This window comes from Methanococcoides sp. LMO-2 (genome assembly GCF_038432375.1).
Lineage (GTDB): Archaea > Halobacteriota > Methanosarcinia > Methanosarcinales > Methanosarcinaceae > Methanococcoides > Methanococcoides cohabitans.
This window is the reverse complement of record NZ_JBCAUS010000002.1, coordinates 642,460-663,860: the sequence shown is the minus strand read 5'-3', so window position 1 is coordinate 663,860 and position 21,401 is coordinate 642,460. Positions and strand designations below refer to the sequence as shown.

At 42.0% G+C, this 21,401-nt stretch carries 24 protein-coding genes; 22 read left to right on the top strand and 2 right to left on the bottom strand.

Annotated elements, in window-relative coordinates:
• Window positions 1-4: 4 nt before the first annotated feature.
• The 13 genes from WOA13_RS03335 to WOA13_RS03275 all read left to right on the top strand — a co-directional run bounded on the left by WOA13_RS03335 (window position 5) and on the right by WOA13_RS03275 (window position 10,663).
• A complete protein-coding gene (locus tag WOA13_RS03335; RefSeq protein WP_342126574.1) occupies window positions 5-640 on the top strand; it encodes an iron-sulfur cluster assembly scaffold protein in 636 nt (211 codons plus the stop codon).
• 70 nt (window positions 641-710) lie between these two features.
• Complete coding sequence (locus WOA13_RS03330; RefSeq protein WP_342126573.1) at window positions 711-998, top strand: hypothetical protein; 288 nt, start codon at window positions 711-713, stop codon at window positions 996-998.
• A gap of 264 nt (window positions 999-1,262) precedes the next feature.
• Window positions 1,263-1,856, top strand: a complete 594-nt coding sequence (locus WOA13_RS03325; protein WP_342126572.1) for an FmdE family protein — start codon at window positions 1,263-1,265, stop codon at window positions 1,854-1,856.
• A gap of 16 nt (window positions 1,857-1,872) precedes the next feature.
• Window positions 1,873-2,895: a 4Fe-4S binding protein gene (locus WOA13_RS03320; RefSeq protein ID WP_342126571.1), complete on the top strand. Its 1,023-nt coding sequence runs from the start codon at window positions 1,873-1,875 to the stop codon at window positions 2,893-2,895.
• Window positions 2,895-4,649: a formylmethanofuran dehydrogenase subunit A gene (locus WOA13_RS03315; RefSeq protein ID WP_342126570.1), complete on the top strand. Its 1,755-nt coding sequence runs from the start codon at window positions 2,895-2,897 to the stop codon at window positions 4,647-4,649. Before WOA13_RS03320 ends, WOA13_RS03315 begins: the two co-directional genes overlap by 1 nt.
• Before the next feature lie 4 nt (window positions 4,650-4,653).
• Window positions 4,654-5,463, top strand: coding sequence for a formylmethanofuran dehydrogenase subunit C (locus WOA13_RS03310; RefSeq protein WP_342126569.1), 810 nt, complete (start codon window positions 4,654-4,656; stop codon window positions 5,461-5,463).
• Window positions 5,464-5,472: 9 nt separating this feature from the next.
• On the top strand, window positions 5,473-5,862 hold the full coding sequence (locus WOA13_RS03305; protein WP_048205058.1) for a molybdopterin dinucleotide binding domain-containing protein: 390 nt from the start codon (window positions 5,473-5,475) through the stop codon (window positions 5,860-5,862).
• Between the two features lies 1 nt (window position 5,863).
• The gene (locus WOA13_RS03300) at window positions 5,864-7,171 is read left to right on the top strand and encodes a formylmethanofuran dehydrogenase subunit B (RefSeq protein ID WP_342126568.1); all 1,308 of its coding nucleotides are present in this window, start codon (window positions 5,864-5,866) and stop codon (window positions 7,169-7,171) included.
• Between the two features lie 2 nt (window positions 7,172-7,173).
• A complete protein-coding gene (gene fdhD / locus WOA13_RS03295; protein WP_342126567.1) occupies window positions 7,174-8,022 on the top strand; it encodes a formate dehydrogenase accessory sulfurtransferase FdhD in 849 nt (282 codons plus the stop codon).
• A gap of 264 nt (window positions 8,023-8,286) precedes the next feature.
• Window positions 8,287-8,730: a hypothetical protein gene (locus WOA13_RS03290; protein WP_342126566.1), complete on the top strand. Its 444-nt coding sequence runs from the start codon at window positions 8,287-8,289 to the stop codon at window positions 8,728-8,730.
• Window positions 8,636-9,553: a right-handed parallel beta-helix repeat-containing protein gene (locus WOA13_RS03285; RefSeq protein WP_342126565.1), complete on the top strand. Its 918-nt coding sequence runs from the start codon at window positions 8,636-8,638 to the stop codon at window positions 9,551-9,553. Before WOA13_RS03290 ends, WOA13_RS03285 begins: the two co-directional genes overlap by 95 nt.
• A gap of 49 nt (window positions 9,554-9,602) precedes the next feature.
• The gene (locus WOA13_RS03280; protein ID WP_342126564.1) at window positions 9,603-10,295 is read left to right on the top strand and encodes a hypothetical protein; all 693 of its coding nucleotides are present in this window, start codon (window positions 9,603-9,605) and stop codon (window positions 10,293-10,295) included.
• A gap of 5 nt (window positions 10,296-10,300) precedes the next feature.
• Window positions 10,301-10,663 carry a hypothetical protein gene (locus WOA13_RS03275; protein ID WP_342126563.1) on the top strand — a complete coding sequence of 121 codons (363 nt, stop codon included), beginning with the start codon at window positions 10,301-10,303 and terminating at the stop codon, window positions 10,661-10,663.
• A gap of 1 nt (window position 10,664) precedes the next feature.
• On the opposite strand, the gene WOA13_RS03270 is transcribed toward WOA13_RS03275, so the two are convergent.
• A complete protein-coding gene (locus WOA13_RS03270) occupies window positions 10,665-11,726 on the bottom strand; it encodes a TolB family protein (protein ID WP_342126562.1) in 1,062 nt (353 codons plus the stop codon).
• Between the two features lie 54 nt (window positions 11,727-11,780).
• Window positions 11,781-12,530, bottom strand: a complete 750-nt coding sequence (locus tag WOA13_RS03265) for a winged helix-turn-helix transcriptional regulator (protein WP_342126561.1) — start codon at window positions 12,528-12,530, stop codon at window positions 11,781-11,783.
• A 233-nt stretch (window positions 12,531-12,763) separates the two neighbouring features.
• Here WOA13_RS03265 and WOA13_RS03260 point away from each other — a divergent pair, with 233 nt between their 5' ends.
• The 9 genes from WOA13_RS03260 (at window position 12,764) to WOA13_RS03220 (ending at window position 21,368) form a co-directional block, all read left to right on the top strand.
• On the top strand, window positions 12,764-13,822 hold the full coding sequence (locus WOA13_RS03260; RefSeq protein WP_342126560.1) for a DUF4367 domain-containing protein: 1,059 nt from the start codon (window positions 12,764-12,766) through the stop codon (window positions 13,820-13,822).
• Window positions 13,823-13,949: 127 nt separating this feature from the next.
• Window positions 13,950-14,177: a hypothetical protein gene (locus tag WOA13_RS03255; protein WP_342126559.1), complete on the top strand. Its 228-nt coding sequence runs from the start codon at window positions 13,950-13,952 to the stop codon at window positions 14,175-14,177.
• Window position 14,178: 1 nt separating this feature from the next.
• Complete coding sequence (locus WOA13_RS03250) at window positions 14,179-14,688, top strand: hypothetical protein (protein ID WP_342126558.1); 510 nt, start codon at window positions 14,179-14,181, stop codon at window positions 14,686-14,688.
• A gap of 90 nt (window positions 14,689-14,778) precedes the next feature.
• Window positions 14,779-15,690, top strand: coding sequence for a hypothetical protein (locus WOA13_RS03245; protein ID WP_342126557.1), 912 nt, complete (start codon window positions 14,779-14,781; stop codon window positions 15,688-15,690).
• 784 nt (window positions 15,691-16,474) lie between these two features.
• Entirely contained in the window at window positions 16,475-17,080 is a 606-nt protein-coding gene (locus WOA13_RS03240; protein ID WP_342126556.1) for a DUF4367 domain-containing protein, read from the top strand.
• A gap of 328 nt (window positions 17,081-17,408) precedes the next feature.
• Entirely contained in the window at window positions 17,409-17,594 is a 186-nt protein-coding gene (locus WOA13_RS03235) for a hypothetical protein (RefSeq protein WP_342126555.1), read from the top strand.
• Between the two features lie 646 nt (window positions 17,595-18,240).
• Window positions 18,241-19,422, top strand: a complete 1,182-nt coding sequence (locus WOA13_RS03230) for a COG1470 family protein (RefSeq protein ID WP_342126554.1) — start codon at window positions 18,241-18,243, stop codon at window positions 19,420-19,422.
• A complete protein-coding gene (locus WOA13_RS03225) occupies window positions 19,419-20,327 on the top strand; it encodes an ABC transporter ATP-binding protein (protein WP_342126553.1) in 909 nt (302 codons plus the stop codon). Before WOA13_RS03230 ends, WOA13_RS03225 begins: the two co-directional genes overlap by 4 nt.
• Window positions 20,328-21,368 (top strand): ABC transporter permease subunit, encoded by a 1,041-nt coding sequence (locus WOA13_RS03220; RefSeq protein ID WP_342126552.1) that lies wholly within the window; start codon window positions 20,328-20,330, stop codon window positions 21,366-21,368.
• The last annotated feature ends 33 nt before the right edge of the window (window positions 21,369-21,401 follow it).

Sequence of the window (21,401 nt, the reverse complement as noted above, 5' to 3'; positions counted from 1 at the left end):
TTTTATGACATTTCCATATAGTAAAGAGGTACTTGAGCATTTCAGAAACCCGCATAACGTGGGTAAGATGGAGGACCCTGACGGAAAGGGTCTTGAAGGCAGTGCAGCCTGTGGGGACATGGTTGCGGTTTACCTGAAGGTGAACCCGGATACCCTTATTATTGAGGATATCTCTTTCGAATCCTATGGTTGTGCATCCAACATTGCCACAGCTTCCATTATTACTGAGCTTGCAAAGGGCAAGACCCTTGAAGATGCCAAGAAGATCACATGGAAGGAAGCGGCAGAAGCACTTGGAGGACTTCCTGCGGTGAAAGCACACTGTTCTGTGCTGGCTGTAGAGGGACTTCGTTCCGCTATCCGTGATTATGAGGAAAAGCACGGAATGGTGGTGGAGGACGAGCCCACCGACGAGGAAGTTATCAAAAGGCGCCTGAAACATGTGATGAACCCGATCAAGGGACTTGACATCATCAGGACCGAGCTCGTGATGAAAATTGAGGTTAATGAAGGCAACGTGCGCGTGGTTATCGACCTGCCGTCCCACCATCAGTTCGCAGCTGCAATAAAAGAGGACATCATCGAGAAGCTGGAAGCTCTCTGGGATGTTGAAAGTGTCACGGTTGATTTCATCTCCTGATACTTTCTTTTTGATCTTTTATTTTTAGCTTCATTCTTTATGTTAAATTTAAAACGGGTTTTTGGTTACCATGGAAATACGATCTATTACTCCCTGCAAGAGCGGTCCGGATATCCAGCATGTAATAGCACAACTTGATAATGAGATAGACATATCAAAAGCATGTGAGTCTTTGAAAACAGAGGGTGAAGATGTCATCAAGTTCCTGAGATGTTCGGAGGAGCTTGGAGCGATTCGTTTCACTTCCGGTGCTATGATGGTTCTGGTCTATAAGAGTGGCAAGATCACTGTCAGACATGCTCCCAGTAAGGAAGCTGCGAAAGGGTTGCTGGGCAGGATCGCTGAGCTTGTGGAATAAGGTTGTGTTAAGATTACTGTTTTTGGGAGTACAGCACAAAATCTTTTTTTTCTTACATATTGACAAATTTCGATTTTCTTTATATACTCTTCATTAACTCTATTCATGAGTATTTAAGCACCCCTGCCACGTTTTTACCGGCAACGATAAACTATATATAATTTTCACCATTATGTTCCTTAGCATTAGAGACGATGTTATAGAACTATCTCTTAAGGATCCGGCCGATCCTATGCTATACTTTCATATTCAAGAGGTCTTCAAATGGATGATGAAATGGATAATATTCTAAAACAGATTAAAGAACAAGATCCAGAGCTATTTTTACAGGTGGAGAAGATCATTCCTTTCCACGGCTATTTGAGCACAGGGGCACTTATTGGTCTTCAGATGCTCAATATGTCAAAGAGACTCCTTGATGTTAAGGAAGGTGAACGTATCTACGCTACAGCAGAGACATACAACTGTGTTCCTGATCCTTTCCAGATACTTGAAGGTGCTACCACCGGTAACAAGGGACTGAAGGTGAATGACTACGGGAAGATGGCTGTGACTGTCAACAAGCGTGGTGCACCGGGTGAGAAAACAATGCCTGCTGTCAGGATATATCTTGATCCTGAAAAGACAAAGGCATACCCGAAACTTTATGCATGGTACATGAACACTGAAAAAGTGCCGCATGAGGTAGTTGTTCCGATCGTCCTTGAGGCGGGAGAGAGCATTTATTCTTATTCTTTTACAGAGATCGAAGTACCGATCAAGAAACGCAAGCAAGTAAAGCTTTGTGACAAGTGTGGAGAGAGCTTTGTCTGGTACGAGGGCGAAGCGCTTTGTGAAGCATGCAGACATGAGCAATAATTACGGAGTAGATTAGATGAACGAAATAGTGGTTTCGACAAAAGATAACAAGCAAGTGGTCTACATGCCACACAAGTGCATTGGTTGTGGAACCTGTACAATGGTCTGTCCTAAGGACACACTGATCATTGGTTCCGTAGGACCTGTTGCCAGAGGACTCATCAACAAGGAGTTCCTGGAAATTACAGACACCTGCATCACATGTGGAATGTGTACCAAGATTTGCCCAACAGGCGCTCTTGAGATGAGAGAGGATGGAAAGCCTGTATGCAACGATAATTTCCTCTGCAGCACCATCGCACCAACAACCGTGAACGATGACTGTGTGCACTGTGGTCTCTGTGAACAGATCTGTCCACAGGGAGCTATCGAGGTCCAGCAGTGGTTGTCAAATGATAACAGCGCACGTGTGGATGGTAAGACAATCATCGACAACGACAATTGTGTACACTGTGGATGGTGTGCTGAGGTATGTCCAAAGGACGCTATCACTGTCCAGAAGCCTTTCGCAGGCACATGGACACGCGAAGAGGACACCTGTCAGGCATGCCGCACATGTGTTGATGTCTGCCCATGCAATGCACTCTTCAACCCTGAATGGGATATTGGTGAGAGGGTCGACAAGGTTGCACAGCGTCCAGATGCATGTCTCTACTGTGGTGCATGCGCAGTCGCATGTCCTGTACAGGCTATTGACGTGCAGAAGACCGAGATCCTTACAGCTATGGAAAAGAAGACCGTCTTCGAAAAGAAGCTGCTCAACAAGCCATCAGCAACACCTGTTCTGACATCCGTGCTCAAGACAGACGAAGATGCCTGCCTTGGCTGTGGAAACTGTGTCATCATGTGTCCTGTCAATGCTAACTCTTCAAAGTTCCTGGCAGCTGGTGCACTCAACGATCTTGATGAGAAGCCTTTGCTTGAGGTAAGGAACGGTAGTGTTAAGGTCCTTGACCAGGAAGCATGTGGCTCATGCGGTGCATGCGCACTGATCTGCCCGACATCTGCAATATGGCTTGAGAAGAGAGAGGTGGAATAATGGTTGGAACTATTGTAATTAAGAATGGATCTGTTTACGACCCGCTCAACGAAGTGAACGGTGAGAAACAGGACATTTTCATCAAAAATGGTAAGGTCGTATCTGAACTCTCAGATGCTGACATGAAAGACGCTAAGATCATTGATGCAACAGGCAAGACCGTAATGCCTGGTGGTGTTGACTCTCACTCACACATTGCTGGTGCAAAGGTCAACGCAGGTAGGATGATGCGTCCTGAGGACGGTTACAAGGCAACTATGGCAAAGACCGATATTGCACACTCCGGATCAGGAGAGACCGTACCATCAGTCTACATGGAAGGATACGAGTACTCACAGATGGGATACACAACCGTCTTCGAGGCAGCTGTTCCTCCAATGGAAGCACGCCACACACACGAAGAGATGCGCTCTATCCCAATGCTCGACATGGGTGGATATCTTGTTCTCGGTAACAACTGGTTCATGATGCGCTACCTCAAGGAAGGCGACATCGAAAAGGCAGCAGCATACGTTTCCTGGATGATGAAGACCCACAAGACATACGGTATCAAGTGTGTCAACCCGGCTGGTGTAGAGAACTGGGGATGGGGTAAGAACGTATCTTCCCTTGACGAGGCAAACATCCACTTCGAGGTAACTCCAAGAGAGATGATCGAAGGCCTTACCGAGGTCAATGAAATGCTCGGTATGCCAATGTCAATGCACCTTCACGCAAACAACCTTGGTCACCCTGGAAACTTCGAGACCACAAAGGAGTCCATGAAGATCTCCAGCAACGTGAAACCAAACCAGGACATGGGTGTAGAGTGGGCAGAGACAAAGATCGATGCAAGCAGGGACCAGTCCGTGTATCTTACACACATGATGTTCAACGCATTTGGCGGTACATCCTGGCGTGACTTCGAGTCCGGTGTCAAGCCTCTTACAGATTATATCAACAGCACCGACCACGTTGTAATTGACAGTGGTTGTGTCCCATTCGGTGAAGCAACATGTATGACTGGTGATGGTCCGTCCATCCACGATCTGTCTGTGCTTACCGGTGGAAAATGGTCAAACACCGATGTTGAACTCGAATGTGGTTCCGGTGTCTGTCCGTTCACATACCTTAAGAGCAACCCGGTCCACAGTACCCAGTGGGCAATGGGTCTTGAATGCCTGCTCCTGGTCGATGATCCATGGAAGGTAATCATGACAACCGACAGTCCTAACGGTGGTCCTTTCACCAAGTATCCACTCGTTATGAGCTGGCTTATGTCCGAGAAGTTCAGGGACCAGACATTCAGCGAATGTCACCCATGGGCAAACGACAGAAGCACACTCGGTGGAGTGGACAGGGAAATGTCCCTTTACGACATCGCGATCCTTACCCGTGCCAACACAGCTAAGACAATCGGTATGGCACACAGGAAGGGAAGCTTTGGTATCGGTGCAGATGGTGATGTGACCATCTATGACATTGACCCAAGCAAGATCGACACAAGGGAATACTCCGATCTGATCAACAAGTTCAGCACCGCTGAATACACCATCAAGGACGGAGACATTGTCTGCCACAATGGTGAGATCACAAAGATCGCAGACAGGAGAACCTACTACACTGACGTGAGTGTTCCTGACGCAAACGAGAAGGAAATGCTCAAGGATGTCCAGGAATGGTTCAGGTACTATTCACACGGATTCAACCACTATCCAACACCTGAGTCTTACCTCAAGAACCCAACAGCGATCAAGCTCAACACGGAGCAGTGATATCATGGCAGAAGTTATTCTTACAGTAAATACCGAGATCGGTATCAAAGTAGAGGCAGATGTCATCACTCCTGATGCATTCGCCGGCAAGAACAAGAGCGATATTGAGTCCCTTCAGGTATGGCAGGGACCAAAACAGCTTCCTCTCTCTGCATTTTTCGATGTAGAGGGTGATGCAGGAAGTTCCGCAGAGGACACTTCCATTGTCATCAAAGGTGACACTTCCAGAGTAAAGCGCATCGGTGAAAAGATGACAGCAGGCAAGATCACCGTGGAGGGATCTGTTAGCATGCACGTAGGTTCCCAGATGGAAGGCGGCGAGATCCTTGTAAAGGGCGACGCAGATTCCTGGGCAGGAATGGAGATGAAAGGCGGACTCCTCCACATCGAAGGTAATGCAAAGGACCACGTTGGTTGCGCATACCGTGGTAAGTGGGTAGGAATGTCCGGTGGACGTATCGTCCTCGACGGAAACGCAAACAACAACCTTGGTGGCGGAATCAGCGGCGGCGAGATCATCGTCGGCGGAAACGTCGGTCACTACTGTGGTATTCGCCAGAACGGCGGACTTATCGCTGTAAAGGGCAATGCTATCCGCGCAGTTGCTGCAGAGATGACAGCCGGTACAATGGTCGTTAACGGAACCATTGAAAGGTTCTCTCCAGGATTCGAATACGTGGCAAATGAAAGCGACCTTAAGTTCGATGACATAGAATGTCCGGGTGAGTTCATGAAGTTCCTCGGTGACAATGCGATCACAAAGAGGCCAAAAGGTTCACTCTATGTTAACCAGGCTGCAAACATGGATCTGTGAGGTGTGATGATGAGAGTATTACTTAACACAGGAAGTACCATTGACGAGGGCAGGCTTGCAAAAGGCGGTGACAAATATACAGAGGATTACAGGCAGGAATGTGCTGTATGCTGGATTTCACCATGCGATTTTGAAGCACTTGGAAGCCCGGAAAAAGTAAAAGTAACAAGTAAGGACGAAAAACATTCCATCATTGTGTTCACAAAATGCACAGATGTTGTAATGGAAGGAGATGTATTCATGCCAAGGGCTATCTGGTCCAACGTGGTCATCGACCCTGACACATTCTCAACAGGTTCCCCTCTCTATAAGGGTAATCCTGTAACCATCGAGGCTGCTGAAGGCGAGGTACTAAGCGCAGAGGATGTTGTCCTTCAACTGTACATGGGAGGTAACTGATATGGTTTTTAAGAACATCATGTGTCCGGTTTGCGGAGCATCATGTGACGACATTCAGGTAGAGCTCGGCGACGGCGAGATCACCGTTAAGAACGCATGTAAGATGGGTAATGGTAAGTTCCAGGAGATCGTAAGCACACACCGTCTCAAGGACCCACAGGTCAGGAAAGAAGGAAAGCTTCAGAAAGCTGCATGGGACGAGGCACTTACAAAGGCAGCAGAGATGCTTGTAAATGCTGAGAGACCTCTCTTCTTCCTCGGAAGTGAGACCTCCTGTGAAGCACAGGAAGTAGGTCTTCACATTGCAGAGTACCTCGGTGGTGTAGCTGATTCCAACGCTACCATCTGCCACGGTCCTACTGTGATGGGTATCCAGGAAAGCGGATGTCCTGCAGCAACAGCAGGTCAGACCAAGAACAGAAGTGACGTTAACATCTACTGGGGAAGTAACCCTCTGGCATCCATGCCAAGACACATGTCAAAGTATGCTGTGTTCCCAAGAGGATACTGGTCCAAGAGAGGAAGGTTCGATCGTAAGGTCATCACAGTCGACCCAAGGAGAACCGACACTGCAGTAGCATCAGACCTTCACGTCCAGCTCAACCCTAACACCGACTATGAACTTTTCAGCGCACTGCTGACCATCATCAACGGTAAGAGGCCACACCCATCTGTCGAGCAGATCACCGGTGTACCTATCTCCGTGATGGACGAGATGGTCGAGACAATGATGAATGCAAACTTCGGTAGCATTTCAGTAGGTCTTGGTCTTGGTTCCTCAATCGGTAAGCACAGGAACGTTGAACTCGGACTTAACCTTGTCAAGGAGCTCAACAACAACCACGGAACAAAGTTCGTACTCGGTGCACTGAGAGGTCACTGTAACGTAGCAGGTTTCAACCAGATCGCATCATACCTCTACGGATACCCATTCGGTATCGACTTCTCAAGAGGCTATCCAAGGTACAACCCTGGAGAGACCACCTGTGTGGACGTTCTGAGGGAGAAGGACGTAGACGCTGCATTCGTAATGTGTGCTGACCTTGTCAACCACATCCCTGCAGACGCTGCAAAATACCTGGCAGACATCCCAATGACCTGCCTGGATATTGCACCATGTCCAACAGTCACTGCTTCAGATGTTGTTCTTCCTGGTGTCATTGACGCAATGGAGAATGATGGTACATTCTACAGGCTCGACAACGTGCCAATGTACTTCAAGCCATTCACAAGCTCTCCATTCGAGTTTACCCAGAGCAACGAAGACACACTCAAGCAGCTCTTCGCAAAGATCAAGGAAATTGCATAACCATGCCGTTGGATTGGCACGTCGAGAGGAAAACTGCCCAGAACAACTTCTGGCGGGATGAGGAGAGGGATGCTTCCGCTCCTTATCTTCCTTACAGATGTGTCGAGCTTACGGAAGATGGCAGTAACGAAATAGACGTGGACGTCATCGTTGAGAAAGAATTCCATCTTTCCCTCAATGATGTCCCAATTGCTTCTTTTTTTGCTACCCCGAGAGAGTATAGGGAACTCGCAACGGGATTCTTATTATGTGAAGGTTTTATCGATCATGCTATTGATCTCCTCTCAGTTGAGGTCGAAGATGACAAACTGATATGCCATGCGGATATCTGCCCGGACCGCATCAAAAAGACCAGACGGGACATTGATCCGGATTCAAGGTTCGACTTTTGCAGTTGTGCCATCGGCTCCAGGCCATGCGGGAAAAAGATCGGAAGCGAAACTGATTTCAAATTTGACAGGAAGATTTTCTTCAAGGCAGTCGAACACCTCAAAAAGGATGCAAAGACATGGAGACGTACCGGAGGTACACATTCGGTGATCGTCTGTGACAACCAGGGCGAGATACTTGCATTCTGTGAAGACGTAAGCAGGGCCTCAGCTGTGGATAAAGCAGTTGGCAAAGCAGCCCTTTCAGGTGTTGAAATGTCAAATTGTGCACTTGTAGCTACCGGAAGGCTGTCGGTCACAATGGTCTCCAAGGCCATCAATGCAGGAGTTTCCGTACTTGCCAGCAAGGCAGGTCCGATAAATGAAGGGATCGATCTTGCAAGGGCAACAGGCCTGACACTGGTTGGTTTTGTCCGTCCTCCGAACATGTATGTCTATAATGGCATCGAGAGGATTATCTGAGTATTGTTTGAAGTTTCTTTTCTTTATGAGTTCATTTTCTAATTTTCACTCAAACTTTGTTTATTTTTAAGTATAAAGTTAAAAATTTATATAGTTGGAATGCTTATTTTCATATGCAAACTAGGAAATGATTTATACTCCCCGCAAGCGATTCGCTTAAATTTAAGCACAGCCGCTTTGGCAATAATCTGGACAATCGTCCGGTTGAAGATCCAGAGTTTTAATAGAGAAAAGCCGATCCTGAATGAAAATAAAGGTGACAGTATGAAACTAATTGAAAGATATTGGATGCCCATGCTGTTCATTGCAATTCTACTGATAAGTATGGTGATTGTAGTATCAATGGACGCACAGGATGTTGTTGAAGATAACAAAAATGAGCATGCTGAGGCACCCTGTATCGAAGGAGTCGATGACTTGAATCGGCTTAGTGCGGATGAACTTCTTGCTCTTGCCGAACAAAACGAGACCGTACGGAAACTGGTCGAAGAAAGTAGAAAGATTCATCCGGTGCGGATCGAAAGTCTTGAGGATTTAGAAAACTTACCGGATAACTATCCAGAAGATATAAAAAAAATAATGATAGATGATTTCTATACTAGACTCGGTGGCGATGATAATGGAACTATTGAAGGGGAGAACATGTCTGACTATAATAATTTGTCTTGTAATGACTCTGGTTTTTATGATAGTGCCATTGACCGTTAATGCGGCCACGATCACTGTGGATGATAACGGACCTGCAGATTTTGTTTTAATACAGGATGCTGTTAACTCTTCAAAAAATGGAGATACGATCGTGGTCTATCCCGGTTCGTATGTCGGAAACTTGTATATTGATAAAGAAATTAAATTGACATCGGAAGCAAACGACCATGATGAAGTCTATGTCTATGCAACCAATCCCGATGATCCTGTTATCCATATAAACGCAGATAATGTTATTATCCGCGGGTTTGCATTATTGGGTGTTGAAGAATTTGACCAGACAGGAATATTTCTCGATGAGGTTTCCGGAAATGTAATTGGAAATAATGATGTTTTGATCTTGAAGTATGGTATTTGTCTGTTAAATTCCAGTAACAATACAATTGCTGGCAACACTATTAATCCGGATAACTATGAGGTGTTTAGCTCCTCCGGCCATAATCCGGCTGATATCGGCATCAAGCTCTATCTCTCGGATAACAATATTCTGTCCAACAATGTTGTAAATTCAAATAATGATATGGGCATTTCTCTCCAGATATCCGGTAATAATACCCTGGACAATAATCGTATATCCCAAAATGGGGTCGGTATCGATCTGGTTTCGTTTAGTCAGGGCAACATAATAACGAACAACTCTCTTTCTAACAATTTGAAAGATATTGAGTCAGATGGTACTGCTGTGAATAACATCTCCAATAATGAGGTCACATTTCGAGAGGAAAAGGAAGAAAGATCTTTTAATATCTCAATTACTCTGATCCTGTTTTCAGCAGTGTTTGTTCTATTTATAATGCGCAAAATGCGGGGTATGGCATTCTAATGCTATCTATTGGAGAATTTGATGTAATGTGTAAACAGGAGTTGATCTCATGAAAGTAAATGTTAAAATTATAATCTGTCTTCTAATTCTATCCGCACTTACAGCAAATGCCTGTGCAGATGTATTATTTCCCGGTACACGAGGGATGGAAAGATGCGTTAAAATAGTGAATCTTGATGAATTCCCGGAAATTGTCCTTGTAGGACACATCACTGGTCCGGTCATACAGTGTGAGAATCCTTACATAATCAGTTCTGATGAGTGCCTGACTAAATTTTATAAGGCCAATGACCTGACGATCTATGCGATAGACAAAGATTATCTGGAGGCCAAAGGGCTTGAGAATATCGATCTTGAAACAGATCCGAACCTGTACTCCTATGAAGTTGAAATAAATCCTGAATGGGATGTTGTGAATGAGGAAGATCCGCTTATCAGGGAAGACATCGAATATTCGATTGCCGGGTTTTCAGAGGACAAGCTAATCATCTATATTTCAAGAAAAGTTTCAAAATATAATGATGGCACTCCGGATCGGGTTGAAATATTTGAAGAACCTGATATTCCGGGTATCAGGCTGTCGATAAAAGAAAATACCTCTTCTGATGAAGACAATATACCTTCTATAGATGATGATCTGCCTACAGATGAAGGGTCGGTTCAGGATGGGGATAAAGTAAAAGATGAGGGTATTCTGGATTCCATAATTTGTTTTCTTAAAGGTCTGTTTAATGGTAAGTGACATGAATGATCTATGAGTACCACTTTCTAATTGCATTGCTTGTTACGGTGATGATGGAGTTAACGATACTCTTTGCCACTGTACGTTATCTCTTCAAAATAAACCGAAACCTGATCCCTGATTCATTGTTGTTATTTACAGGAACATTTTGTTCATTTTCAACACTTCCGTACCTCTGGTTCGTACTGCCAATGTTCATCAGAACATATTCTCATCTGGTTGCGATTGGAGAGGTTTCAGTGGTCCTTGTGGAAGCTGTGATCTATTATTTTGTGTTGAAGGTCAGAATGGACAAAGCACTTTTCTTCTCCTTCATCTGTAATATTGCTTCCTTTTTGGCAGGAATTTATCTATTCTCTCTTTTTTGAGTTATTCCTGACCCCTTTTCCTGAGATACAAAATTGCTGCTATACAGAAAATAACGAAGACACTGGTCATAAAGAAAGAGCTTATCCGGGTTTCCTTTGAGACCGTGGTTTTTGTATCCGTGGAAATATCATACATGTAAACATCATTGTGCTCGTTCTTCCATACGATGTTGTTACCATATATCACTGGATGTCTGTGGTAACCGGAATCATCGATCGATTTTGTTACCTCGGTAGATATGTTATACATGAAGATAGCATTGTTTCTGTTTGTTTGATCATGCCACACGACATAGTTGCCATAGATTGCAGGATCATTTTGAGATCCAGTTAAGGTGATCTCTTCTACTTTCCCTGCGGAAATATCATATATGCAAACATTCCAGTAGTCTTCATCTTCGTGTCCCCAGGACTGCCATACAACATAGTTACCATGAATTGCAGGGTGTCTGCTAGAGGTCATATCCGTTAGTTGCTTCTCCGTTCCTGTAGAAATATCGTACATATATATGTCAGAATGGCTTCTATTGCGACGATCTGTCCATACAATATAATTACCACTTATTGCGGTTTCTTCCTGATCACCGGCAGCAATGCAAATTTGTGTTTCTGTTCCAGTATCAAGGTCAAACATGTAAATGTCCCATTGTCCATTTCGGCTATCCTGCCAGACAATATGGTTTCCATGGATTGCAGGGTTTTCCTGATCACCGGGATCAGTACATATTGGAGTCTCTGATTGTGTAGAAATGTCATACATGTAGATGTCATAATTTCCAGTGCGATGATCTTCCCAAACGATGTAGTTCGTATCGATTTCGGGATTCCCCTGATAACCAGCAGCTGTACATATGGGCTTCTCTATACCTGTGGCAAGATCATACATGTATATGTCCATACTCCCATTGCGGTAATCGTGCCATACAACCCTGTTCTCATAGATGGCTGGCTGCCCCTGATAATCAGGATCTTTATACTTTAGTGGAGGAACATCGGCTGCGGCTATTCCTGCAATCATTGCCAGAACCAGAATACTAATAGCAAAGCATACTTTTAGTTTCATGTATTTTCGTTCCTATATTTTATGATAGCATTCCGATTAATTCAGTCGATCTTCTCATATTTCAGCATGAATCACCGTGTCAAGTTCTGATTCCATCCGTGGGTCCAGAGAATATCTTCTGTATCTTCCGTCCTTTTCTGCCAGCAACAGTTCGTTTGTGGTCATCTTTTTCAGGTGGTATGAGACGGTGCTGTTGGTGATGCTCAGGGCCTGTGATATCTCGTTGTTTGTCATGCCCGGCTTATCTCTGATCATCAGGAGGATACGTTTCTGATTCTCATCCTGCAAAAAGGGAGCTATGATCCGGGCTTGATCGCTGTAGTTCGAATTGTTCTGAAAGAACCTTGGAGAGCTTCCATGATCTGATACTATGATCTTGTGTTCGTTGTGCAGCTTTTTCAGATGGTACTTCACAGTACCTCGGTTTAGCTCAAGACCATGTGATATATCAGCTACACTGCATCCTGGATTACTTACGATATGATCAAAAACATCGTTCCTGTTCTTATTTGCAAATATCAGATTGAACTGTGCCAGTATAAGGGGGGATAGTTTGGCAAGGCCTACCACTGCCAGGAATACGGTAAAGATATGTATCATCTGTAATTTTAAAGGAAGTTCCCAGAAAGTTAAGGTTCCGTCTGCTCCTTCATAATTGTAACCTGGTTCATACATCTCCTCGCTGGCTGGCACTACGATGTATTCACCTGTGTCTGTATTGTATTCGGATTCCACATATACGATCCCGCATGCCAGAAGTGGTACTAAAAATAAGATCAGGATTGCTAGTATCCATTTATTCATTTAGTGCAAATAAGATTTTATAATGTATAAACATTTCTTAAATTTAAAATAATTGCCAAAAAAGAATCTCTCTGATTTTTGTGTATATTTTTCAGTTCGATGAAATGGACATAAACAATTTATAAAAGAATGTTACATCGGTTACATTATAAAAATTTAGTAGGTCATCACATGTTGATAATTGGAGGATAAGGTATTTGAAAAGGACTAAGATTTTACTTTTATTGCTCTTGATGTGTTCTGCATTTTTCTCAGTGGGCTGTGTGGATGAGCAGGTCACGGCAGAAGAGATAGCAGAGCAAATGCAACAGAAAGAAGATAGCATTGAGGACTACTCGTGTACTATGTACATCACATCTTCGTTAGGCGAAGAGGATACTGTGGTGGTATATGAAATGCTCTTTAAAAAGCCACGTAAGATGAGGTCAGTTGTAATACAACCTGCCGAGAAGGCAGGAAGTCTTGTAGTTTCAGACGGAGAGACCCTCTGGATGTATCTTTCACATGAGAACAAGGTCGTGCAAAAGGGAATGCCTGATATTTCGGAGTTTGGTCATATGGATTATGTCGGAATGATCGGAGATGTCCTGAATGAGAATGATGTTTCATTTTTGGGTTTTGAAGAGTTTGATAACAGGGATGTTTATGTGATCGGTCTGATTCCAAAAGAAGAGGATGAAACCCCTCTCTTTGGAAGTAACGGAAAAGCCTGGATTGATAAAGAAACCTGGGTGCCGCTAAAATATGAAAGGTACGATGAGGATGAAAATCCGATGCTCTCATATGAGATTCGGAACCTGAAGGTGAACACCGGCATTTCAGATGATGAATTCGAGTTTAAAATACCAGAAGGTGCAGAGGTGGAGGTCATTGATCCTATTGATATAAATGAAATTGCAGCTCCGGAAGAGGTAACATTGGAGGAAGCTAAGGATACTGCAGGTTTTGACTTACTTTTACCTTCATATATTCCGGAAGGCTATGAGTTTGATAGAGCACTGATCTTTAACAATAGTGCTACCTTTGAAGAAGATATTTTTGAAAAGGTCACATTGGTATACAATAAGGGAGATGACTGTATCCGTATATCAGAAGTGGTCTATGAAACCGGTTCTTCGGATATATCTGACTTAGATGATGCGGAAACAGTTGATATCAATGGTTCCGAGGGGGAATTTGTGGCTTTTGTTCAAACCAATCTCTTAAGATGGACAACAGGGGATATTGAACTGAGCATACTTGGGATGGAGGATAAAGATGAGATCGTGAAAGTGGCGGAATCCATGGTCTGATCTGATTAAGTTGTTTTTTATGTCTATTTCATCGGACTTTGTTACCTTTCAGTTCGATGAAATGGACATAAACAATTAATACCAAATTTATCGTTATAATTATTAAAAAAAGTAGAATGATGACCTTATGAATAATCCTGGTAAAATACAGCTGAATTACATACTATATGCATTTGTATGTGCAGTCGTTGGTGCAAATCTATTTCTGGCTTCCATTGGACAAATGCTGACATCAAACATCTTTTACCAGGAATATCTTTTTGGACCGCTTCTTAGCTGGACAGCTTTTGGTATCGGCTTTGTACTTCTGGTAGCATCAATATTTTTTGTAAGGGAATCTTTTGGAGAATTGTAAGATGATGGACAATTTAACTGATATACAAAAGAAATACATATTTTTCTTCTTCATTGGAATTTTCACGTTCTATCTCAGTGGTTATGTTCTCAGAGGTTTCCATCCACCTCAGAACATCTATTTGATGCTTCTTATCTACGGGATACTATTCGGTATCGGGATACTGTTCAGCAAGGAAAGATCCAGTGTTTTTGTCGTAAATGCATTCGTAATATCTTTTGTGGCTTTACTTCTGATCTCTGCAGGTTTTTTTGCATGGAGTGCATATGGGCATATGAATTCTAAATCGATAAGTGCTGACCTGTTAGACTATACTCCTGAGGATTTTGTCACTATAACGGAAGAGGAGCTGAACGACTACCCTGCCCTGAAGGAAACCATCGAAACCCAGAGATATGTGAAAGCAAGTCCCGGTGAATGGAGGCAAACGATTGAGTTCCTTGAAGAAAAGGGATCCTATGAAATTAAGGTGGGGAATGAATATTATAGGATCAGCTTTGCGACTGCGTGAGTACAGCAAATTAGTTTAACATAATGAAACAATAAACTTTAGATAAAATGTTAGGTAACATGATATGATGAACTCTAAGGGACAACTATTATGAATCGTCTGAATCTTGTTACTGGAGCTATTATACTTTGCACCATACTTACTGCCGGATGCTTTGATACGGGAGTAGTGAATTATGATTCATCAGTTATTGATGTCAAATTCGAAGCAAATAACCTGACCATTGCGGATGTGAAAACACAGGCTTCACAACACTATTCTGTTGAAGAGGTTTTTCCGGGAGGTGGTGTAACTTCTACAAATGTTGAGTTGTTGAACTCGCAGTTCAACACGGAATATGTTATTAACAGCATGAAAGTACTGGTCCCGGCTGATAAAAAAATGACCGATGATGACAATCCTGAGTTTTTTGTACTCTTTGCTGAGCAGGAATTTACTAACATGGGCTGGTATTCGCTTCCCCGAAGTAACAGTACTTATCCGCAGGACTATGTTGCTGATACGATAAAACTGTCGTTCAATATATCGGATGAGGAGGCTGGTAAATATGCCGAAAAGTTCGGTGAAAATATCATGGATACCAACAAGAGAAATGCCGGTTTGGAGGATGACATAATAGCATATGAACCAATGTTCATCCCACATCAACCTGATATTGGGGCGATCGTTGGTCACCTGAACGAAAGAGGGGATCTAAATTCCAATCCTCTTGGAAGCGGCTATTATGTAGTCGATTTTTACAATTCATCTCTACCTTATGGATCCAGGTCAGCCGGAAGTCTCTATGTTCATACAGGGTACGCAAAAATAACTCACAATGCGGGAAATACTGAATATGTGATCATGATCGATGACATGGGCAGATTGAATGTGGAAATTAACCCCGGGCACGATAGCTTCTCACTTGAAGATGGGAGAGTTGTTCTTAAAGTCATGTTCGAAAACATTGGACATGATGCAGGGCTTGTGGATAAACTTGAATTCGGGATGGATGTTGTATGAAATATGGATAAATTTGCTATTCCTTTATTGTTTCTGAAGTTACACGAAGTTTTCCTGTAATCATTGAGATGCTTGAGCAAATAGATTGAATACCTTTTATTCCTCTTAATACGGCGATTTGTGGACTATAATAATTTGAGAGTCATTTGATACTGTTTCTTCAAAATCTCTATATTTGATGTATAATGATCTTTTTCGGGGCTTATTGATTGCTGAAACACGTTTCATTATTGTGAAACTTTTGCCTTTAATATGCTGGAGCGTTTTGTTTTTTAATTCGGTCACTTTGTCTTGTTAGTTGCCCTGCTAAGTTAACTCGAAAGATCTGGTTCTTGCATTTTTGTTCTTTTCTAATACTTATCTATGACTTATTTCGTACAAAAATAAAGATATTTTACACACTTGTTAGCTTCTGTTTTTAGTATCTGAATATTAGATCCGCTTCTTGAGATCCATCAAAATGTAATGTTGTTTGAAACAGTGAATAAATTGTCGGATTATTCTGCTGTCTTCGATGATGTTTTTGGTAAAAAAATCTTTCTTTATATACTGTATCGCTCTCCAACAATCAAATTTCGCATTGCTGCAACATGTTTCAGGCGAATTCAAAATACCGTTTCAGCTTATTGTGTTTTGATCATAAATGTCAAGGATGGCATAAAATTGGTCAAAATCACAAGTCATTGGAAAAATGATCTTACTTGTTCTTCCTGGCAATTTTCCGGGGGTTCGGTGTAGAAATTCCATAGGCTTGATTATATCAATAAATTGGAGGATGAAATAATTGACAAGGATTAAAAATATACTTGTGTTGCTCTTGCTGTGTTCTGCATTTTTCTCAATGGGATGTGTTGATGAGCAGTTCCCGGAAGAAGAGATTGAAGAGCAAGTGCAACAGAAACTTGATGATTTCGAGAAGCAGAAGAATGATGAATTTGAAAGTTCGGATTGGTTGATACAAGTCACTGATCAAGATGATGACATTCCAATTCCGGAAGAGCCGGAAGAGCTAACATTAGATGAAGCAAAAGATATTGTCGGTTTTGAAATACTTTTGCCTTCATACATTCCGGAAGGACATGAGTTCGATCATGCACTGGTTTATAGTAATGGTGCTACGTCTGAAGACAACATTTATGAAACTGTTACTTTAGTCTACAAAAATGGTGCCGAATGGCTTCATATATCACAAGTATTTTCTGGAACTGAATTTTCAGAAATGCTTCCGGAGGGTGATGTAGAAACAGTTAGCATTAATGGTTCTGATGGACAATTTTTATCTCATCCTAAAACCAATATTCTACGATGGACAACAAATGATCTGGAACTGAGCATAACGGGGAAGATCGATAAAGATGAGCTTGTGAATATGGCTGAATCAATGGCCTGAGCTGACAAAGTTTTCCATGTCCTTTTCATCGAATTGTATTACTTTTCAGTTCGATGAAATGGACACAAATAGTAATCAAAAATTATTTGCCATTTACTATAAATATGTTCATTACCATTATGAATTCTTCATGAACGGTTATGTTCTAAAAGGCTTCCATCCACCAGAGGACATCTATTTGATGTGGCTTATTTTCTGGTAATTTTTATTACTGTGTGATAGTTAGCAGAGAAAGATCCTGTATTTTTACCTTAAATGCATTTTTAATATCGTTTGTGGATTTACTTCTGATATATATATCGTTTTTTTCTTGGGTGCATATAATCACATGCATTCTAAATCGATAGATTCTGATCGATCAAATTATGTTCCTGAGGTCTTTGTTGTTGTAACAGAAGAGAAGTTTAACGCTTACTCTTCCCCGAAGAAAATCATCGAGACTCGGGCCTATATAAAAGCAAGTCCCAGTGAATGGAGGCGAACAATTGCGTTCCTTGAAGAAAAGGGGTCGTAAGTGATTAAGGTGGGGATGAATATTATGGGATTACCTTTGATACTGCATGATTAGTCGTAATCTGTTGGATTATTGTTCTTACCATCAGTTATAATGGCGATGTATGGGGCACATTTTCATTTCGGAGGCTTATCAGTGATGAAATCGGTTTCAATATAGTGAAACCTTCTTTATTTAATAGTCGCAGCATATTGTTTTTTGTGAGGGGTGAATTTTGCCCTATCTGATTACTTGCCAACTTGTCGTAAAGTCTTAATATTTGTATATTCAATCGATTTTCTGAATTTCTCTGGATTGGTGTTCTGAGTAAGTAAGTCTTTTCAATTGTAAGCCTTTGTTTTTGAGCATATTCTCATAAAATCAGTTGCTTATGGAAAAATAAAATGTGGTGTGTATTGGAACAACGGCCAAATATCTGAGTTCTTTCTATTTTTCCGAGTATAATTATTTCACTTAAATACTGTATCGATTACCAATTACAATTTTTCGCATTCATGCAACGTGTTTCAGGCTAATTCAAAATACCGTTTCATCCTATTGTGGTTTGATTAAAACTGACAAGGATGAATTAAATGGATCAAAATCACACGTTATTGGAAAAACGATCTTACTCGATTTTCCTGGCAATTTCCCCGGGGGTTCAGGTTTGATAGACAGAAAGATAGTATTGTTATCATTTATTGTGACAACTTTTGTACTTGCCGTTCCTTCACTGGCTGCAACTAATTCTGTAGAAGTGTCTGATCTGGATGATATCGACTATGAAGGCTGGTTCAAAGAGGAGATCGAGCTATCAGCTAATGAGGAAGTCAAACTTGGGAACTACACTTTGAATTACATTTATCTTCTAAATGGTGGTTTCTTTGTTGTAGATCTAACCGTTCAGGAAAATCGGACAGATGCTGCTGGAAATGAGGGTTTCTATCAGATAGCACATTTCAGTGGTCATGAAGATATTTATGATCTCAAAGGCAAGGTCATCTTTATTGAACGTTCATCTCTGGCATTCAGGATTAATGAAGTCGAGGATGGTGAGCTTAAGCTGACAGTCTGGTCAAAAGAAGATGTCTTTTCGGATGTTGGGATTTCAACGGATGTTCCTGAATTCGTCCAGTTCTATAAAGACGAATCAATTAACATTCCTCTGGAGATAAACAACTCAGGTTCTATTGATGAAATATTTGATCTGGAGATAACTGGTGATGGGTTTTATTCTTATGAATTTATTTCTAATGGCTACAAGGTATCCAGAATAAGTGTGGAACCTGGGGATGTGGAAAACCTGGACCTCAGTCTTCACATCGATAAGAATTGTCCAGCCGGGGATTACAATTTAAGTGTAAGCGCTTCAGGAAGAAGTTCAGATACTTTGTACTTACCTTTTAGCGTTATAGAGGACCTGAATGCTACAATTGACCCGGAACTTAAGATGCAGCTCTCAAGTCTCTATGTTTCCGGTGAAGCGGGATCTGAAATAATTGTACCTGTAAGGGTGCTCAACTCTGGTAATGTCAATCTTGAAGATATTGATCTTGAAACGGATTCTCCTGGAAATAACTGGGACCTGGAGTTTTCAGAAGATAAGATTGAAAAGATCAATTCTGAAGAGTACATGAATGTCGATCTAAGGATCAGGATCCCTTCAGAAGCCGAGAATGGTGATTATTTTGTGGATATCAATGCTGAATCCGGGGATGTTGAAGCTGATGAGGTGAAGTTGCGTGTCAATGTCAAAAGCAGCTCGAACTCAGCATGGATCGGATTGTTGATTATTATACTTCTGGTTGCAGGTCTTGTCCTTGCAGCTAAAAAATATGGGAGGAGATGAAAATGGAAAAGGTACTTGAAATACAGGATCTGACAAAAAGATATGATAACTTTACAGCCGTTGATAATGTGTCCCTTGATATTAATGAGGGGGATCTTATAGGCCTCCTTGGCCACAACGGTGCAGGAAAGACAACCCTTTTTGTAATGCTCACAGGGCTTACAATACCAACCTCTGGGAGCATAAAGTTACTGGGTGAGGATATCGAGAAGAATATAATGATGTTAAAGGAGAACATCAGCTTCCTTCCGGATAACACACTTTATTATGAGAACCTGACAGCAAAAGAGAATCTGGAGTATTTCTGCGATCTGGCGGATGCTGATCGTTCTAAGGTCCCGGAGCTTCTTGAGCTCGTTGGGATGAGCAAGTGGGCAGACAAGAAAGTCGGTGAATTTTCCAAGGGAATGGTTCAAAGGATAGGATTCGCACAGGCTCTTGTAAAGGACCCTAAAGTTATCTTCCTTGATGAACCGACAGCAGGTCTTGATCCCGAAGCAAGGGTCGAGATGAACCAGCTTTTAAAGAAACTTAATGAAAGAGGAATTGCGATAGTAATTTCTTCCCATGTACTATCGGAGATCAAGGATATTTGCTCAAAGATCGCTATCATGAAACAGGGTAAGCTTGTTGCTTTTGATACTCTTGAGAATCTCTGCAGAAAAGAAAATAGCAATGTCTTTCTGCTGGAGACAAAGGATCCGGAGACCACAGTGGAAGTCCTCAGTTCGGTCGATTCTATCAAATTTGTTCGTGAAGGCAATATCTTCAGGATAACTTCTGAAGAGGATGTCAGGGAACGTATCAGTTCGGAATTGAACAGGATGGGTGTTATTATTTTGAACCTCAGGTATGAAACTGAGGACCTTTTCGACATTTTTAAGAAATATTATAAGGTGGATTAAATGAACTTCGACAAAATAAAGACCATAGCAAAAAAAGAGTTCTTTGATAGTGTAAAGAGCAGGTCTTTTGTAATCGTATTTGGAATTTTTTTAGTGCTGATGTTGACATCTTCAATTGCCGGTGTAAATCAATATAATGAAGATCTTCAGAGTTATCAGGAAACCATGGCAAGTTTTGGGAATATGAAAAGCAGTGATAAATTCTTATCATTTCCCGAACCGGAACTGATGTCTGTACTATTTGGAAATATCGTATCTAACATTGCAGTGATGGGTGCGATACTGGCAATAATGCTTGGATATAATGCAATTTCCGGTGAAAAAGAAAGAGGTAACCTGAAATTACTGTTGTCCTATCCTCTTTACAGGGACGATGTTATCAATGGAAAGTTCCTTGGAAAGATCGCAGTACTTGTCATGACACTGATGATAACCGCCCTTATATCGGTATCTGTTGCATTGGTCATGGGTCTGGTTCCGACAGTTGATGACATCATAAAACTGATGTTGTTCATGGCTGTTTCCATAGTCTATCTTGTAACATTCTTGGGAATAAGCATCTTCTTTTCAACTGTTTCCAAAAATGAGACCAGCTCGATGCTGAACTCATTTATGTTCTGGATCATCAGTGCAATACTGATCACCTCGGTTTCGGGTTTAGTTGCAGACACCATGGTTCCGGAAGCTCAGGGTGGTAATGGCTTAACTTTCATCGTATCTGGAGATACTGACATGTCAGACTTCGAAGATGCGTCCCAGGGGATTGGGATGGATAGATTTGATAGTTATGAAAAGAAGTGGAAGGTCCAGAAAATGATCGAAGCTTTGATCTCGCCCAGTCTGAATTATGAGGAGGTAGCAAATGCTATTCTGGGAAGTTCGGGAGATAAATTTTCACTTATGGTCAATGATCCGACACAAGACCTTTCGGTCTTTGAGATTCTCATGGGTAAAATGACAAATCTGGTTAGCATGTTCCTCTGGGCAATAGTTTCTCTCATCGCGACTTATTATGTTTTTATGAGACAGGACATCAGGTGATATGATCGATTGATTTCTTGCTTGAATGAATGA